15 protein-coding genes are annotated in these 12301 nt (G+C 59.3%); 9 read left to right on the top strand and 6 right to left on the bottom strand.

Annotated features, from left to right (window positions below; all coding sequences use genetic code 11):
- The first annotated feature begins 52 nt into the window (after window positions 1–52).
- Complete coding sequence (locus tag ACR9ZQ_RS08765; protein WP_439016027.1) at window positions 53–961, top strand: LysR family transcriptional regulator; 909 nt, start codon at window positions 53–55, stop codon at window positions 959–961.
- 36 nt (window positions 962–997) lie between these two features.
- Here the strand turns inward: ACR9ZQ_RS08765 and ACR9ZQ_RS08760 are convergent, their stop codons facing one another.
- Window positions 998–1279, bottom strand: a complete 282-nt coding sequence (locus tag ACR9ZQ_RS08760; protein ID WP_132653681.1) for a DUF2188 domain-containing protein — start codon at window positions 1277–1279, stop codon at window positions 998–1000.
- Window positions 1280–1518: 239 nt separating this feature from the next.
- Between ACR9ZQ_RS08760 and ACR9ZQ_RS08755 the strand changes: the two genes are divergently transcribed.
- The gene (locus tag ACR9ZQ_RS08755; protein ID WP_481427560.1) at window positions 1519–2613 is read left to right on the top strand and encodes a calcium:cation antiporter; all 1095 of its coding nucleotides are present in this window, start codon (window positions 1519–1521) and stop codon (window positions 2611–2613) included.
- Between the two features lie 125 nt (window positions 2614–2738).
- On the opposite strand, the gene ACR9ZQ_RS08750 is transcribed toward ACR9ZQ_RS08755, so the two are convergent.
- On the bottom strand, window positions 2739–3941 hold the full coding sequence (locus ACR9ZQ_RS08750; protein ID WP_481427559.1) for a pyridoxal phosphate-dependent aminotransferase: 1203 nt from the start codon (window positions 3939–3941) through the stop codon (window positions 2739–2741).
- A gap of 385 nt (window positions 3942–4326) precedes the next feature.
- Between ACR9ZQ_RS08750 and ACR9ZQ_RS08745 the strand changes: the two genes are divergently transcribed.
- The 3 genes from ACR9ZQ_RS08745 (at window position 4327) to ACR9ZQ_RS08735 (ending at window position 6216) form a co-directional block, all read left to right on the top strand.
- A complete protein-coding gene (locus ACR9ZQ_RS08745) occupies window positions 4327–4626 on the top strand; it encodes a hypothetical protein (protein WP_481427558.1) in 300 nt (99 codons plus the stop codon).
- Window positions 4616–4951 carry a sortase gene (locus tag ACR9ZQ_RS08740; protein WP_113322079.1) on the top strand — a complete coding sequence of 112 codons (336 nt, stop codon included), beginning with the start codon at window positions 4616–4618 and terminating at the stop codon, window positions 4949–4951. The genes ACR9ZQ_RS08745 and ACR9ZQ_RS08740 overlap by 11 nt, the downstream gene beginning before the upstream one ends.
- A 110-nt stretch (window positions 4952–5061) precedes the next feature.
- Window positions 5062–6216 carry a PQQ-dependent sugar dehydrogenase gene (locus ACR9ZQ_RS08735; RefSeq protein WP_481427557.1) on the top strand — a complete coding sequence of 385 codons (1155 nt, stop codon included), beginning with the start codon at window positions 5062–5064 and terminating at the stop codon, window positions 6214–6216.
- On the opposite strand, the gene ACR9ZQ_RS08730 is transcribed toward ACR9ZQ_RS08735, so the two are convergent.
- Window positions 6213–6662 (bottom strand): hypothetical protein, encoded by a 450-nt coding sequence (locus ACR9ZQ_RS08730; protein ID WP_442206968.1) that lies wholly within the window; start codon window positions 6660–6662, stop codon window positions 6213–6215. The two genes, ACR9ZQ_RS08735 and ACR9ZQ_RS08730, sit on opposite strands and share 4 nt — an antisense overlap.
- Complete coding sequence (locus tag ACR9ZQ_RS08725; RefSeq protein WP_481427556.1) at window positions 6635–7198, bottom strand: DUF1176 domain-containing protein; 564 nt, start codon at window positions 7196–7198, stop codon at window positions 6635–6637. Before ACR9ZQ_RS08725 ends, ACR9ZQ_RS08730 begins: the two co-directional genes overlap by 28 nt.
- A gap of 110 nt (window positions 7199–7308) precedes the next feature.
- Here ACR9ZQ_RS08725 and ACR9ZQ_RS08720 point away from each other — a divergent pair, with 110 nt between their 5' ends.
- The 3 genes from ACR9ZQ_RS08720 to ACR9ZQ_RS08710 all read left to right on the top strand — a co-directional run bounded on the left by ACR9ZQ_RS08720 (window position 7309) and on the right by ACR9ZQ_RS08710 (window position 9504).
- Window positions 7309–8199 (top strand): DMT family transporter, encoded by an 891-nt coding sequence (locus tag ACR9ZQ_RS08720; RefSeq protein WP_481427555.1) that lies wholly within the window; start codon window positions 7309–7311, stop codon window positions 8197–8199.
- Between the two features lie 489 nt (window positions 8200–8688).
- Window positions 8689–8904, top strand: a complete 216-nt coding sequence (locus tag ACR9ZQ_RS08715; RefSeq protein ID WP_007824341.1) for a cold-shock protein — start codon at window positions 8689–8691, stop codon at window positions 8902–8904.
- Window positions 8905–9048: 144 nt separating this feature from the next.
- A complete protein-coding gene (locus ACR9ZQ_RS08710) occupies window positions 9049–9504 on the top strand; it encodes a BA14K family protein (RefSeq protein ID WP_481427554.1) in 456 nt (151 codons plus the stop codon).
- 63 nt (window positions 9505–9567) lie between these two features.
- Here ACR9ZQ_RS08710 and ACR9ZQ_RS08705 read toward each other — a convergent pair whose 3' ends face one another.
- Window positions 9568–10440 carry an oxidoreductase gene (locus ACR9ZQ_RS08705; protein ID WP_481427553.1) on the bottom strand — a complete coding sequence of 291 codons (873 nt, stop codon included), beginning with the start codon at window positions 10438–10440 and terminating at the stop codon, window positions 9568–9570.
- Between the two features lie 97 nt (window positions 10441–10537).
- Here ACR9ZQ_RS08705 and ACR9ZQ_RS08700 point away from each other — a divergent pair, with 97 nt between their 5' ends.
- Window positions 10538–10918: a winged helix-turn-helix transcriptional regulator gene (locus tag ACR9ZQ_RS08700; protein WP_442206972.1), complete on the top strand. Its 381-nt coding sequence runs from the start codon at window positions 10538–10540 to the stop codon at window positions 10916–10918.
- Here the strand turns inward: ACR9ZQ_RS08700 and ACR9ZQ_RS08695 are convergent.
- Window positions 10915–12291 (bottom strand): ATP-binding protein, encoded by a 1377-nt coding sequence (locus tag ACR9ZQ_RS08695; RefSeq protein ID WP_481427552.1) that lies wholly within the window; start codon window positions 12289–12291, stop codon window positions 10915–10917. The two genes, ACR9ZQ_RS08700 and ACR9ZQ_RS08695, sit on opposite strands and share 4 nt — an antisense overlap.
- Window positions 12292–12301 lie beyond the last annotated feature (10 nt).

Raw genomic sequence — 12301 nt, 5'->3', positions numbered from 1 at the left:
ATCCGGGATAAACAAAATTGACGAAATAAGTTCCGTCGCTATACATAATTATATGAGCACCGAGCCAAGCTGGGATTTCTATCGCTCCTTCCTCACCGTGCTGCGCCAGGGGTCGCTCTCGGCGGCCGCGCGTGAACTGGGGCTGACGCAGCCGACAATCGGCCGCCATATCGCCGCGCTCGAGGAGGCTGTCGGTGCGGAGCTTTTTATCCGCTCTTCGAATGGCCTGCTGCCGACCGATGTGGCGCTCGACCTCCAACCCTATGCCGAAACACTGGCAACGACGGCCGCCGCCTTCCTGCGCACGGCATCCAGCCAGCGCGACAAAGTGGAAGGCACCGTGCGCATCAGCGCCAGCGAGGTCATCGGCGTCGAAGTGCTGCCGCCAATCATCGCCGATCTGCAGGAAGCCTATCCGGGCTTGCAGGTGGAGCTTTCGGCATCGGATGCGCTGGAAGATCTCATGAACCGGGAGGCGGATATTGCTGTGCGTATGGCCGAACCGCAGCAGGATGCACTTCTGGTGCGGCGCATCGGCGATATCCCGCTCGGTTTTCACGCGCATCGCCGCTATTTGGAACGCCACGGCACACCGCAAACCCTCGCCGAGCTTGCCGGTCATCGCATCATCGGCTTCGACAGGCAGACAGCCTATATCCGCATGATGCGAAAGCTCTACCCGGCCGTGGATGAACTCACCGCCACCTTCCGAACCAGCAATCATCTGGCGCACTACACGGCCATTCGCGCCGGTGTGGGAATCGGCATCTGTCAGACCGGGCTGGGCCGTCCCAATTCCGATCTCGTTCACATTCTGGCAGATGAATTCGAAATCCAGCTCGGCACATGGGTCGTCATGCACGAAAGCCTCAAGACCTCGCCGCGCTGCCGTGTCGCCTTCGACGCGCTGGTCAAGGGTCTGCTGAACTATATCAAGTCATGCAGGGAAACGCGCGCCTGACGACGCGCTGAAGGATTTCGGGAAATCGGCTGGAGATCAGGGCTCTGGGGAAACCTCAGGCGAACGGCCCTTGGTAAAGCCGTCCACGACCTCGGTCTCGGGACGATCGCCACCCTCGGCATATTCCTCGTGCCACTTGCCCTGCGCATCCTGCCAGCTGATCTCGGCGGAATCACCGCCAACCTGCTGCTCGGCCGCAACGATACGGGCTGCTTCGAGCGCTTCGGAGTGGGTCGGAAATGCCTCGGAATAGACGTCTCCAAGCTTGTAGGCCCAGCCGCCGTCATGCGGTACGACTTCGTAGACCACCTTGACCATGCATGTGTCTCCTCTTCTTCTCGTTGCGCATCCGTAGGCTCCCGGATCATGTCCGGTTCAGCGCGGGCCGCTTGAGAAGATTTCCAGGACGCCGCGATCTGGGTTCCGGCTGCCGTATGAAAAGCAGTATTTCATTAATCGTCACAGACTGCAAATTTCATCAGTGGGGAGTCTGCTTGCATAGAAAAATCACCGGCTTAGATTCCCCGAGGGAATCAAAATCGGCGCTGGTGGTAGAAATGGCATTGCATCTTAAGGAAGAAAAATTCCTGATCGTGGCGGTCATTGTCGCGGTCATCACCTACTTGCTGGAACATTCGGTCACGGAGGCCGGCCGAGGCATGGCGCTTCTCGCCGCCGCCGCGCTGATTGCAACCATCGTGCTCGCCTCCATGCGCGTCGCCCATCACGCGGAACTGCTGGCCGTCAAGGTTGGCGACCCCTACGGCACGATGATCCTGACGCTCTCGGCCGTCGCTGTCGAAGTCATCATCCTTGGCATCATGATGAGCGGCGAGGAAACGTCGCCGACGCTTGTGCGCGACACGATCTATTCGGCTCTCATGCTCGATATCAACGGCATCCTCGGCCTTGCTGCCCTGCTCGGTGGCCTGAAACATGGCGAGCAGCCCTATAACGACAATTCCGGAAAGACCTATGGCGTGATGATCCTGACCGCCATGGGCATCTCGATGATCGTCCCGGAATTCGTGCCCGCCGACAAGTGGCACTATTATTCCGGCTTCACCATCATAGCCATGATCGCGCTCTACGGCCTTTTCCTGCGCATGCAGGTCGGCCAGCACAGCTACTTCTTCTCCTACAGCTATCCGCGCTCGGAACGGCAGAAGGAACATCCCGAGGAACATGAAGGAGAGGGATCGGTCGCAACCTCGATCACCATCATCCTCATCGGCGTCATCATCATCGGCGCGCTTGCCGAATTCATGTCAGGCTTCATGAGCGAAGGCCTGCGCGATACCGGCGCTCCTGTTGCCGTGACTGCCATCGTGGTTGCCGCCATCTCCGCCGCACCGGAAATTTTGACGGCCTTGAGGGCGGCGCTCCGCAACCGTATGCAGGCAACCGTCAACATCGCCATGGGCGCGTCTCTCTCGACGGTCATCCTCACGGTACCGGTCATGGAAGCCATCGCGCTCTATACCGGCCAGCCCTTCATCATGGCCATGTCGCCGGTTCAGACGGTCATGGTGGCGATCACGCTGATTGCCGCCGCCATCAACCTCAATGACGGCGAGACGAATGCCATCGAAGGCATGACCCATTTCATCCTCTTCGCCACCTTCATCATGCTGACGGCGATCGGACTTTGAATCTGAAATCAGCGACTTAACGCGACGAGCGGAATCATTTTTGCAGCGCGTTAAATCAGAACATCAGACAAACAAAAAGCCCGCCATCTCTGGCGGACTTTTTTAATGCGGCTGATAGCCGATGATTACTTGCAGGCGCCGCAGAAGCGCTGGATGCGGCGGCACGCTTCTTCCAGAAGCTCTTCCGAGGTCGCATAGGAGATACGGAAGTTCGGGCCGAGGCCGAAGGCAGAGCCGTGAACGACGGCAACGCCTTCCGATTCCAGGAGTTCGGAAACGAAATCCTCGTCCGTCTCGATGACTTTGCCGGACGGGGCTGTCTTGCCGATAAGCCCGGCGCAGGACGGATAGACGTAGAAGGCGCCTTCCGGCACCGGGCAGACGATGCCCCTGGCCTGGTTCAGCATGGAAACAACGAGATCACGGCGGCCTTCGAAGATCTTCTTGTTCTCTGGGATGAAGTCCTGCGTGCCGTTCAGCGCTTCGACAGCCGCCCACTGGGCAATCGAGGTCGCACCCGATGTCTGCTGCCCCTGGATCATGTCCATAGCCTTGATCAGCTGGATCGGGCCTGCCGCATAACCAATACGCCAGCCGGTCATCGCATAGGCCTTGGAGACGCCGTTCATCGTCAGCGTGCGGTCGTAGAGCTTCGGCTCGACTTCGACGGGCGTGACGAATTTGAAGTCACCATAGGTCAGGTGCTCGTACATGTCGTCCGTAAGTACCCAGACATGCGGATGCTTCATCAGCACGTCCGTCAGCGCCCTCAGCTCGTCATGCGTATAGGCAGCGCCCGTCGGGTTGGACGGCGAATTGAAGATGAACCACTTGGTCTTCGGCGTGATCGCCTTTTCGAGATCGGCAGGCTGGAGCTTGAAATTATGCTCCTGGGTGGCCGAAACGAAAACTGGTGTGCCGCCGCAGAGCGCCACCATCTCGGGATAGGACACCCAGTAAGGCGCAGGGATGACGACTTCATCGCCGGGGTTCAGCGTCGCCATGAAGGCGTTGAACAGGATCTGCTTGCCGCCGGTGCCGACGATCGTCTGCTCCCAGGAATATTCCAGACCGTTCTCGCGCTTGAATTTGGCGGCGATCGCCTTGCGTAGCTCGGGGATACCGGACACCGGCGTGTATTTCGTCTCGCCGCGATTGATCGCGTCGATGGCGGCTATCTTGATATTCTCCGGCGTATCGAAATCGGGCTCGCCTGCGCCGAGACCGATGACGTCGCGTCCTTTGGCTTTCAGCTCGCGCGCTTTCTGAGAAACGGCGATGGTGGCTGAAGGCTTCACGCGGGAAAGGGCATCGGCAAGGAAGGCCATGATATCGGTCCTACAAGGTTGAAACGGGCAGAAGGCCGGGACCGGAGTTCTGCGCTAAGCTCTATGTCCAATGTGTGACATCATTTCAAGCGCAAAGGCGTGATGGCGGCAATGATTCTTATTGATCGATTGCCGCACCTGCCTCTGGAATTTTGAACCAAGCTTCGAAGAGACGCCGCAAGGGGCGGATCCAGGCTCACAGGAAGTTGAATCAGTTTCTGAAGTCGTCCCTGTTTTATTCCTTAAAATCAAGGTTATCGCCCGTTTACCATTTGCCACGAATAAGCCGCAACAAATGCCGCGGCATGCCGCAATTCGGTCGTGAGAGCGCCGAGATCAAACCGCTACTCTATCACCATCCGACATTGGTTATTGAGGGTATGCCATGTTTCTGGAAGACGAGCACGCAGCGGGACGTCTGCGCGCAAGCCGGGTTTCTCTGTCGCTGATGGTGGCGGTCATCGCGTTTGCAGGCTGTGTCGTCGCGGCGTTCGGCCTCTTTTCAGTCGCCGAAGCAGGACCGGCCATGGCTTCCAGTTCGCTCCACGCTTCCTATGCCGACCAAAAGATTGCCGATGGCGTAGCAGTGCTTTTCGCCGCGTTGGTCGCCGCAAACGGGCTCGCCATCTGGCTGCGTCGCATTAAGGGCCTTGTCATCTGGGGAGGCCGGAGCGATGCCCGCTAAGCCGCAGCGTTCCAGCTGGACCGAGGAAGCGGACACGTTCGAGCCGCTGCCGACCTACATGGAGCTGGCAATGGCCGCCGCGTCTGCCCACGAGGCACCGCCTGCACCGCTAAGACCCCGTCTCCCCGGGCTTTCGATCGTCGAGAAACTGGTCGCCGTCGGTATCGTTTGCCTCGCCTTCTACGGCATGGCGCTGATCGGCTGCGGACTTTTCCTGAAAGCTGAAGCAAAGCGCACCGGCTACTACATCACACAGCGGATAATGAGCGCGGAATTGCAACAGGCCGATTTCGATACCCGTTTCCCTCCCCGCGTGATCAACTGACCTGCTCTCATTCAATCCGAGAACACAAAACCGTTATGGAGCGCCGACTACGGTTGAAGCGCACCATGCCCCGCGCCACCTTCCCCTTAAACTGACGACGGGGGATTATGATGGACGCCATTTCGACTTTCCGTTTCGTCGCGCTGCTGGCAGGAGCCGCTGCTTTTGCAGGTCCAGCCCTTGCCCAGATTGGAGACATCGTCAGGACGCAGGAAGTTTCGGTTCGTGTCGAGAAACTCGCCGAAGGGCTGGAGCATCCCTGGGCAGTCGAGGTCCTGCCTGATGGCGGCTATATCGTCACGGAGCGCCCGGGGCGGCTGCGCATCATCCGCGACGGCAAGGTTTCCGATCCGATCGATGGCGTGCCAAAGGTGAGCGCCCGCGGCCAGGGCGGCTTAATGGATGTCGCGCTTGCCCCGGATTTCGCCACCAGCCGAAAGCTCTACCTGACCGCCGCAACTGCCAGCGACCGAGGCTCCGGCACCGAGGTTTTCAGCGCCACACTATCGTCAGATGAAAAGAGCCTCAAAAACGTCACGCCCATTTTCACCATGCGGCACTTTACCCGCGGGAACATCCAGTACGGCTCACGTATCGCGATCGCCCCCGACGGCTCACTGTTCATCAGCGTCGGCGACCGCGGTGACCGCGACCGCTCGCAGGACTGGAAGGATGACGCCGGCTCCATAGTCCACCTCAATGCCGATGGCAGCATTCCCGCCGACAATCCCTTCAAGGATAGCAGCAAAGCCCTGCCGGAAATCTGGTCCAAGGGCCATCGCAATCCGCAGGGCATCACCTTCGACAGTGCCGACGGCAAGCTCTACACCGTCGAGCATGGCGCACGCGGCGGCGACGAGATCAACAATCCTGAACCCGGCAAGAATTACGGCTGGCCCATCATCACCTATGGCCGCGACTATTCCGGCGCCAAGATCGGCGAAGGCACCGCCAAGGAAGGCCTGGAGCAGCCCCTGCACTATTGGGATCCGTCGATCGCCCCAGGCGCTCTCGTCGTCTATCGTGGCAAGATGTTTCCGGAATGGAACGGCAATTTCATCGTCGCCGCCCTGAAGTTCCAGTTGTTGTCGCGCATGCAGCGGGATGCAAGCGGCGCCTTCACTGCCGAAGAGCGCATGTTCGAAGGCGATTACGGCCGCATCCGCGATGTGATCGTCGCCCCCGATGGCGCATTGCTGATGGTGACCGATGAGAATGACGGCGAATTGCTTCGGGTTTCCCGCGCCCCAGATCGGGCCGGCTAAAGCGAGTTCCGCAATTCCTTGCGGATCATGAATTTCAGCCCTGACCATGTTTCGTTGACGGCGCAGACCTTGACGTCGACGAGGCCTGTCGGCAGCAAAATCTCGCGCAACGCGTCCTCCGTGATGCTTGTCGCCACCTTCGAGCTCTTCTTCGGCCAGGATATCCAGACCATGCCATCGGGCCTGATCACACGGAATAACGCCGCCGCCATCTCTTCCAACGCCACACGATGTGTTTCGAAGACGTGGATATAATCGAATTGCCGATCGGGGGCCTTCGGAAAGACTCGTTCGACCGTAGCGAAACCCTCGAACCGGCTGATCTCGGCCAACCCATCGGGAACATTGATGAGCAAGGCCGTCTGTCCCGGTTTGAGCCCCAGCTTCCTTGCGAGCGGCGTGCCGGAATATCCTGCCGTCATTGGCGCTTCCACACGAGCGGCCATGTTGCCGGACCGCCATCGGCCGTTGCATCGCACTCTTCCTTGATGCGCACTTCCTCGAGAACAAGGAAATCCGTGTTCTCAGGCTCTGCGACGCGCCACGCATAATAGCTGCCGCAATCGCCCATGCCACGCCCCTTCACGAAGGAAGTGAAACGCCTCTCCATCGCATCGTAGCGGATGTTGAAACCCGTATCGCCTGTCGTTTCTGAAAACTTCAGCGGAAAGACCGTTCGAGAAATCTGGCTGCCCTGACCGCCATAGATCGCGGAAGGCATGTTGTAGGCACCGGCCGGGCCGCAGGGCACGATGATCAGCCTCATCCCCTTCTCCTGAGTGACTTCGAAGGCGTCGCCATAGGCAAGGCGCCGCTCTTCGATATGGCAGTCGCCATCATCAGGCTCGATATCCGCCCGCACGGACTCCGGCAGATCGGCAAAGAGCGAAATCAGACGGACGGACGAGGAAGCCTCGGCTGAAGCGCTCTCAAGCCCCGCCAGAACGACTGCTGTCGCGACGGCAATCAGTTGCCCCCTCATCTGCATGTCCTCCGAACCATATGGGGAATCCTCATCCTTGCCGAAAAGAAATGCAACTGCTAACCCGCTGAACATAACTCCCAGACGCTTCCCCAACATCGAGGGTGAAAATGACGCGCATTCAGGCGAACCTCCTTCTATTGCTTGCAGCCGCCATCTGGGGCGGAGGCTTCGTCGCCCAGTCGACGGCAATGAAGGCGATCGGTCCCTTCTGGTTCATCGGCCTGCGCTTCGCCATCGCTGCACTTGCCACCCTGCCGTTCACGCTCTTCGAAGCCCGCAGGGCAAAGATCGCAACCAGCCGCAGACATCTCGGTCTATATCTTTTGATCGGACTGGCGCTCTTCGGCGGCGCGTCGACACAGCAGGTCGGCCTGCAGACGACGACCGTCACCAATTCCAGCTTCATCACCGGCCTCTATGTGATCTTCGTGCCGCTGATTGCCGTCTTCTTCCTGCGCCGCTCGCCGCACTGGATCATCTGGCCGGGCGCCATCATGGCCGTGTCAGGCATTTACCTGCTCTCCGGCGGCCAACTCTCGGCCCTTACGATCGGCGACCTGCTGACTGTCGTCTGTGCCATCTTCTGGTCGGTCCAGATCACGCTTGCCGGAACGACGGTTGGGGAAACGGGTCGGCCACTTGCCCTGTCCAGCGCCCAGTTTGCGGTCACGGCAGTCTGCGCGCTCATCATCGCGGCCATTTTCGAACCGATCAGCCTGTCAGATATCCGCGCGGCAGCACCCGAAATCCTCTATGTCGGCATCTTCTCCTCGGGCGTCGCCTTCGTGCTGCAGGTCGTCGCCCAGCGCTACACCACGCCGTCACAGGCGGCGATCTTCCTGTCCGCCGAAGCACTGTTCGGTGCCACGCTCGCTGCACTTCTTTTGGGCGAGAGCATGCCGCCGCTCGGCTATATCGGTTGTGCGCTGATGTTTATCGCTATGCTTGTAGTCGAGCTCGTGCCCGAAATGACCCGCCGACGTTCGCAAACGGCCTGAACACGCGTCCATTTGTGGGGCGTTTAGTGCCATCTGAAATTTTTTTTTAGCAGGTGTTAAGACGCGCTAGCGTTGCATTTTTGGTAAAATCTGCCCGGAACTTATATTGCAGACGATATAAAACGTTAATCATTTGCTCCCGACGGAGGATTTTTTGCGTTTTTGCGAAAACAGGTCATATTTGCGGGTGTGTTCTTAGGGACACGTTAAAAAACTTTTGCTTGCCAAAATCCTTCAAACGCAGCAATCTTCGCGCGTTCGGGCATTTTGCGAGCATGGGAAGTCCTTAAGAATTTGCGAGCCGGAAACGCTAATATTCCGGTCAGCCGGTCCCAAAAAACAGCAGGCGTTAAGTCCTGTCTGGAACCGGCGGAGGTAGAGGGGACCTTTTTCTCACATTTCAAGATCTGCCTGCCAGCGTCTTCGCAAGAAGGCAATAGCGTAATGCTGCCCGTGTGGATGGCGGGCGGAGACAAAAGGACCTGAGGCATGGCCGAGACTGGCACTGTAAAATTCTTCAATACCGACAAGGGCTTCGGCTTTATCAAGCCGGACAAAGGTGGCGCCGATATCTTCGTTCACATTTCTGCCGTTCAGGCTTCCGGTCTGGCCGGTCTGACGGAAAACCAGAAAGTAAGCTTCGACACGGAGCCGGATCGCCGCGGCAAGGGCCCGAAGGCCGTCAATCTGCAGATTTCAGGCTGAACCCTCGCATTGGCGTGGAATTCGAGTTGAAGCCCGGCAGCGATGCCGGGTTTTGTCGTTCAGACTCCATTCAGCATGACGCCGTTAGTTTCAAAACCATTGAGAAGGGACCGCTTCCGGTTCCTGATACCGGGATTTTACGCCATGAACAGGCTTGCAAAGACCATTCTTCTGACCGCAACCGCTGCCGCCCTCACCCTTTCGGCCATCGGCGAAGCCTCTGCAGGCGATCGCTACTGGCGTCACGGCCGCGACCACGGCAACGATGCGCTGGTCGGTGGTGCTGTCGGCCTTGCCACTGGCCTGATTGTCGGCTCCGCCATCGCCAATGCCAATAATGGCCCGGTCTATGAAGAGCGCCGCTACATCGACCCGCCGGTCTATGAGCCGGAATATGCTCCGCCCCCGGTTTACCGCGCGCGTCCGGTCTACTCCGAGCCGGTCTACGGCCGCCCTGTCTATGGTCGCCCAGTCGGCGCCACGGAACCCTGGAGCGCTCAATGGCAGCGCTATTGCTCTTATCGCTACCGCAGCTTCGATCCGCAGAGCGGCACCTATGTCGGCAATGACGGTCGCGAACACTTCTGCGTCGCAAGCTGATAGGCTGAAGATATTCTGACGAAAAGCGCCGCCACAATGCGGCGCTTTTCTTTTGTCCACACCTCAGCCGGCCTTCTTCTCCCAGGGCATGGGCTTGGCACCTCCGTCCTGTTCAAAATCGGTCGACTGGCTGACGACACGCCAGGTGCGATCGGCTTCCATTCGCGCAGCATCCGCCTTCTCCACGGCCGCGGCTGCGTCGCTGCCGAGCAGCAGGCGCAGTGGTGGGGTATCGAGCGAGGCAATGTGCAGGGCCACGGCGGCCGCCTTGGCCGGATCGCCTGGTTGGCGGCCATTATAGTTGCGCTGATATTCCGCCATGGCGCCGACCGTTGCGGCATATTCCGGACGTCCCCCGTAGATCGCCGTTGATGAACCGGCAAAATCCGTCCGGAAACCGCCGGGCTCGATGACCGTCACCTTGATGCCGAGCGGCCCGACTTCCTTGGAAAGCACTTCGGAAAAACCCTCGACACCCCATTTCGCTGCCGCGTAAGGCGCACGCCCGACAGGCCCGATCCTGCCGCCCACGGACGAGAACTGAATGATGTGGCCCGCCCCCTGCCCGCGCATCACCGGGATCGCCGCCTTGGTCATGATGATTGTGCCAAAGAGATTGGTCTCGATCTGCGTCCTGAATTCCGCAAGGCTCGTATCCTCGATCGGCGCGACATTGCCGTAGCCGGCATTGTTGACCAGCACATCGAGTTGGCCGAATGTTTCGACCGCAGTCTTCACCGCAGACTCGGCTGCCGCCTCATCCGTCACGTCGAGCGGCAGCGCCAGAACGCGTGGCCCATACGCTTCGACGAGATCGGCAAGCTGGCCCGGATTGCGCGCCGTCGCGACCAGCTTGTCACCGGCCTCAAGCACGGCCTGTGCGAGCGCCCGGCCGAGACCACGCGAACTTCCTGTAATCAACCAAACCTTCGACATGGAAAACTCCTTTTCGGTTCCCTGTCCATTTAAGATCTATTGTTTCCTTTAGAAAGAAGGTACCTTGGAGATCTATACACACCTGAAAGTAACTGTAATGAGAGACGACATCTTCGACTTCTGCCGCAATATGAGCGACGAGCAGGATGCACGCGCCCGGCAGATGCTGGAACGCGCCGCCGCCAAATGGCCGCTGCGCGTCCTGCATGTGCTTTCTGAGGCCGATGGCCCCTTGCGGTTTTCAAGGGTGCTGGAGCGGGTGGAGGATATCAGCCAGAAGGTGCTGACACAGACATTACGCACACTCGAAAGCGACGGCCTCGTCATCCGCACACTCTATCCGCAGGTGCCTCCGCGCGTGGAATACGAGTTGACGCCACTCGGCCGCGAACTGCTGACCCAGGTCGTCTCGCTCTGGCGCTGGATCGTCATTCACCTGAATGAATTCGACGCCCCCAAACCGGCTGCAAAAAGCTAGGCCGGAAGACGCACAGTCGCTCTCAGCCCACCGAGCGGGCTGTCGCCAAGCGTGATATTGCCGCCGTGGCTGCGGGCGATATCCCGCACGATGGCAAGCCCGAGACCGGTGCCCGAAGCATCGAGATTACGTGCGCTATCCAGCCGGAAGAACGGCTTGAACACATCCTCCCGGTACTTCTCCGGGATGCCGGGACCATTGTCATCGAAGACAATCGTCAGCCACTTCGCGCCATGCTTGGCCTCGATATGGAGCGTGTCGGCATAGCGCCTTGCATTCGAGGCAAGATTGGTCACCAGCCGCAGGAAGGCATTGGGGCGCACCGAGATATGATCCTCGCCCTCGATGGAATAGGTCAACACCTTGCCATGCAGCTCGAAATCGATCTCGAGCTTCTCAAAGATCTCGCTGAGCTTCAGCTCGCCGACATCCTCCTCCACCTCACCCTTGGCAAAGGCCATATAGGCCTCCAGCATGGTCTGCATATCGTTGACGTCTTCGTTGAGCCCGGCAAGATCAGGGTTGTCCCCGGCGAGCGCCAGCTGCAGCTTGAAGCGCGTCAGGATGGTTCTGAGGTCGTGGCTGACGCCTGAGAGCATCGCGGTGCGCTGCTCCATCTGCCGCTCGATACGCTCACGCATGAGAATGAAAGCAAGGCCGGCCCGGCGAACTTCGTCAGCGCCGCGCGGATAGAAACTATCGGCCTTCTGTCCCTTGCCGAAATTTTCCGCCGCCCGCGCCAGATTGAGGATCGGCCGGATCTGGCCGCGCAGGAACAGGATTGAGATGGCGATCAGCACGAGTGACGCGCCGACCATCCAGAGAATGAAAATATGCGTGTTCGATGCATAGGCCTGGCTGCGTTTGGTGATCACACGCAGGATGCGGTTGTCGAGCTTGATACGGATCTCGATGAGGTTGGAATTGCCGACCGTATCGATCCAGAACGGCCGATGGATTTCTTCGGTGATCTCGTCGCTCAGAATGCCGTCGAGGATCGAGAAGAACGGCTTTTCACGCGGCGGCGGCAGATCTCCATCCGGCTCGATTGAAATCTGTAGGTTGAGCTGGTCGCGGGCAATGCGGGTTATATCGCTGTAATCATCACCCTGCGGATAGGTGTCGATGACCTCGATGATAGCAGCAATATCGCGGGTCACGGCGAGCGACAGCCGCTCCGTCACCATCTGCCAATGACGTTCCATGAAGACCGCTGCGACGACCGACTGCAGAAGCACCATCGGAATGATGATGATGAGCAGCGAACGCGTATAAAGGCCCGTCGGCAATCGCCGGCGCAGCCAGCGCACGAACCAGCGCCAGCCGGGTGCAGGAGAGCGGTCTTCCCGCCGCAAGCTGTCGAATGTCACCATTTGCGCCGGT

Source organism: Rhizobium sp. KNZ14-9A (assembly GCF_056755015.1).
This window is presented reverse-complemented; position numbering and strand designations above follow the sequence as displayed.

Bases quoted from the DNA above. Each gene is read 5' to 3' on its own strand.
- ACR9ZQ_RS08710 (WP_481427554.1), top strand. From the start codon at position 9,049: ATGAACAGGCTTGCAAAGACCATTCTTCTGACCGCAACCGCTGCCGCC.
- ACR9ZQ_RS08705 (WP_481427553.1), bottom strand. From the start codon at position 10,440: ATGTCGAAGGTTTGGTTGATTACAGGAAGTTCGCGTGGTCTCGGCCGG.
- ACR9ZQ_RS08720 (WP_481427555.1), top strand. From the start codon at position 7,309: ATGACGCGCATTCAGGCGAACCTCCTTCTATTGCTTGCAGCCGCCATC.
- ACR9ZQ_RS08760 (WP_132653681.1), bottom strand. From the start codon at position 1,279: ATGGTCAAGGTGGTCTACGAAGTCGTACCGCATGACGGCGGCTGGGCC.
- ACR9ZQ_RS08695 (WP_481427552.1), bottom strand. From the start codon at position 12,291: ATGGTGACATTCGACAGCTTGCGGCGGGAAGACCGCTCTCCTGCACCC.
- ACR9ZQ_RS08740 (WP_113322079.1), top strand. From the start codon at position 4,616: ATGCCCGCTAAGCCGCAGCGTTCCAGCTGGACCGAGGAAGCGGACACG.
- ACR9ZQ_RS08725 (WP_481427556.1), bottom strand. From the start codon at position 7,198: ATGAGGGGGCAACTGATTGCCGTCGCGACAGCAGTCGTTCTGGCGGGG.
- ACR9ZQ_RS08765 (WP_439016027.1), top strand. From the start codon at position 53: ATGAGCACCGAGCCAAGCTGGGATTTCTATCGCTCCTTCCTCACCGTG.
- ACR9ZQ_RS08715 (WP_007824341.1), top strand. From the start codon at position 8,689: ATGGCCGAGACTGGCACTGTAAAATTCTTCAATACCGACAAGGGCTTC.
- ACR9ZQ_RS08745 (WP_481427558.1), top strand. From the start codon at position 4,327: ATGTTTCTGGAAGACGAGCACGCAGCGGGACGTCTGCGCGCAAGCCGG.
- ACR9ZQ_RS08750 (WP_481427559.1), bottom strand. From the start codon at position 3,941: ATGGCCTTCCTTGCCGATGCCCTTTCCCGCGTGAAGCCTTCAGCCACC.
- ACR9ZQ_RS08700 (WP_442206972.1), top strand. From the start codon at position 10,538: ATGAGAGACGACATCTTCGACTTCTGCCGCAATATGAGCGACGAGCAG.
- ACR9ZQ_RS08730 (WP_442206968.1), bottom strand. From the start codon at position 6,662: ATGGCCGCTCGTGTGGAAGCGCCAATGACGGCAGGATATTCCGGCACG.
- ACR9ZQ_RS08735 (WP_481427557.1), top strand. From the start codon at position 5,062: ATGGACGCCATTTCGACTTTCCGTTTCGTCGCGCTGCTGGCAGGAGCC.
- ACR9ZQ_RS08755 (WP_481427560.1), top strand. From the start codon at position 1,519: ATGGCATTGCATCTTAAGGAAGAAAAATTCCTGATCGTGGCGGTCATT.